The organism is Streptomyces nanhaiensis (assembly GCF_046614825.1).
GTDB classification, from domain to species: Bacteria; Actinomycetota; Actinomycetes; order Streptomycetales; family Streptomycetaceae; genus Streptomyces; species Streptomyces radiopugnans.
This window is the reverse complement of the sequence record NZ_JBKJFM010000316.1, coordinates 1-2,207: the sequence shown is the minus strand read 5'-3', so window position 1 is coordinate 2,207 and position 2,207 is coordinate 1. Positions and strand designations below refer to the sequence as shown.

Sequence of the window (2,207 nt, the reverse complement as noted above, 5' to 3'; positions counted from 1 at the left end):
CGGGTGTCACCCGGGCCGGGGGTGACGGTAGTCCGACAAGAGCAGCACCCCGCGCGATCGCGCCGGAACGCCGTTACGTTCCGATCATGACCGTCTCCGTGCGCCGTACCGCCCGTCCCCTGACCGCTCTCGCCCTGGTCGCCGCCGCGGCGGCGGGCTGCGCGGGCCCGGGTGGCGATACCACCCGGGCCGGCGCCTCCCCGGCCGCACCCTCCTCACCGGCCGCTTCGGAGGGATCCGGGGAGGGGTCGGGGGAGGGACCGGAGGAGAAGACCTCCGGGAAGGGCGACTTCTCCGCCTCTCCCCGCTCCTCCGTCTCCCGCCCCGAGGGCGACGGCCGGGACGCGTCGTCCTCCGGCCGGTACGCGACCCTGCCCGCCTCCATCAGCGGCCGTGTGCCCGTCTTCCGGCACGGTCCGCGCACCGGGGACCCGCGGGCCGCCGCCGGCGAGGCCGGGAAGCCGGAGGAGAAGCCCGGGGAGCAGGAGGAGAAACCCGAGGAGGACGGCGAGAACCGGGAGAACCGGGAGAACGCCGAGAAGACCGAGAAGAGCGGCGACAAGGGTGACAAGGTCGTGGCGCTGACCTTCGACGCGGCCCTGTCCGCCGAGGACCGCGAGCGCGCCGAGGAGGACGGCGAGCGCCACGACAACCCCGGGCTCGTCTCCGCCCTGCGCCGCGAGAAGGTCCCCGCGACCGTCTTCATGTCGGGCCTGTGGGCGCAGACCTACGAGCAACAGGCGCGCTCCATCGGCAGCGACGACCTGTTCGAGGTCGGCAACCTCTCCCACTCCCACCGCGCCTTCACCAGCGACTGCCGCGACCTCCCCGTGCTCGCACCCGGCAAGCAGCTCGCGGACGTGCGCAAAGGGCAGAAGGCCATCCGTGCGGCGGGGGTGAAGAACCTGACGCCCTACTTCCGCTTCCCCGGCGGCTGCTTCGACGACCGCTCCCGGCGGGCGATCGCCCCGGCGGAGGTGACGGCGGTGGCCGGCGACGTCGTGGCGCCGGACGCCGGGGAGAAGGATCCCAAGAAGGTGGCCGAGCGGGTGCTGAAGGACATCAGGCCCGGTTCGGTGGTGGTGATGCACTGCGACCGCGAGAAGGCCCCGGCCACGGAGAAGGCCGTCCGCCGGATCGTCCCGGAGCTGAGGGAGCGCGGATACCGCATCGTGCACGTCTCGGAGATGATCGCCTCGGCCATGGGGCGGGACTGAGTCCCGGTCCCGGGCGGTCCTGTCCGGCTCCGTTCAGCAGGAGCAGGCCACGCGCTCGGCCTCGTGCCACTCGCACACCGGGCACAGCGTCGCGCCGCGCGTGCTCGCCGGGTACTCGGTCGGCTCGCCGCACTGCACGCACACGGCCCGCTCCTCGCGCCCGGCGCCGTCGGGGGTGCCGCCGGAGCGCTCCGCGCCCCCGTCGCGGGCGGCCGCCGTCTCGGGCGGGGTCCAGCCGGATACGAACTCCATGGGGCCGAGGGTACTCCCGGCCCCGCCCGCCCGGGACCTCGTACGGAAGCGGGCGCGGACGCCCGTGCGGCGGCTGGCACACTGGCCCCGTGAGCACCTCCGACGCCTCTCCCGAGCCCTCCTCCGGCGCCTTCTCCGACCCCGCCGCCACTCGCGGGGCGGCCGCCCGGGACGCGGCCCCGCAGTACGTCCTGCCGCTCGTCGTCCGGATCGAGCGGTCCGCTCCCTCCGGCCCGCCCGCCCGTACCGACGCCCTCCGGACGGCGGCGCGCGCGGTGCTGGTGATGCTGTCGGACGAGCGCGCGACGGACCCCGGCGGCGACTGGCACCAGGCGGTGCGCGACTGGCAGGACGGGCGCATCCGCAAGGTGGTGCGCCGGGCGCGCGGCGCGGAGTGGCGGCGGGCCTGCGCACTGCCGGGCGTCACGGTGACCGGAGACGGCGAGCCCCCGGCCGAGGTGCGCGTGTTCCCGCCCGTGCCGCTGGACGGCTGGCCGAAGGACCTGGCCCGCCTCCAGGTCTCCGGCACCGAACTGGAGGACCCCGTACCGCCCGCCGAGCCGGAGCCGGGCACGCCCGTGCTGTGGCTCAATCCTGAACTGGAGATGTCCGCGGGCAAGGCGATGGCCCAGGCCGGGCACGGCGCCCAGCTCGCCTGGTGGGCGCTGGACGGCGCGGCGCGGGCCGCCTGGCGCGCGGCCGGCTTCCCGCTCGCGGTCCGCACGGCCCCACGCGGGC

General features: G+C 76.0%; 3 protein-coding genes. 2 read left to right on the top strand and 1 reads right to left on the bottom strand.

Annotated elements, in window-relative coordinates:
- Positions 1-86: 86 nt before the first annotated feature.
- Positions 87-1,217, top strand: coding sequence for a polysaccharide deacetylase family protein (locus ACLIYP_RS30260; RefSeq protein WP_412716270.1), 1,131 nt, complete (start codon positions 87-89; stop codon positions 1,215-1,217).
- 33 nt (positions 1,218-1,250) lie between these two features.
- Here the strand turns inward: ACLIYP_RS30260 and ACLIYP_RS30255 are convergent, their stop codons facing one another.
- Positions 1,251-1,469 carry a hypothetical protein gene (locus tag ACLIYP_RS30255; protein WP_412716269.1) on the bottom strand — a complete coding sequence of 73 codons (219 nt, stop codon included), beginning with the start codon at positions 1,467-1,469 and terminating at the stop codon, positions 1,251-1,253.
- Between the two features lie 89 nt (positions 1,470-1,558).
- Between ACLIYP_RS30255 and ACLIYP_RS30250 the strand changes: the two genes are divergently transcribed.
- Positions 1,559-2,207: peptidyl-tRNA hydrolase (locus ACLIYP_RS30250; protein ID WP_412716268.1), on the top strand; the 649-nt coding region annotated here is incomplete at its 3' end.

Bases quoted from the DNA above. Each gene is read 5' to 3' on its own strand.
- ACLIYP_RS30255 (WP_412716269.1), bottom strand. From the start codon at position 1,469: ATGGAGTTCGTATCCGGCTGGACCCCGCCCGAGACGGCGGCCGCCCGC.
- ACLIYP_RS30260 (WP_412716270.1), top strand. From the start codon at position 87: ATGACCGTCTCCGTGCGCCGTACCGCCCGTCCCCTGACCGCTCTCGCC.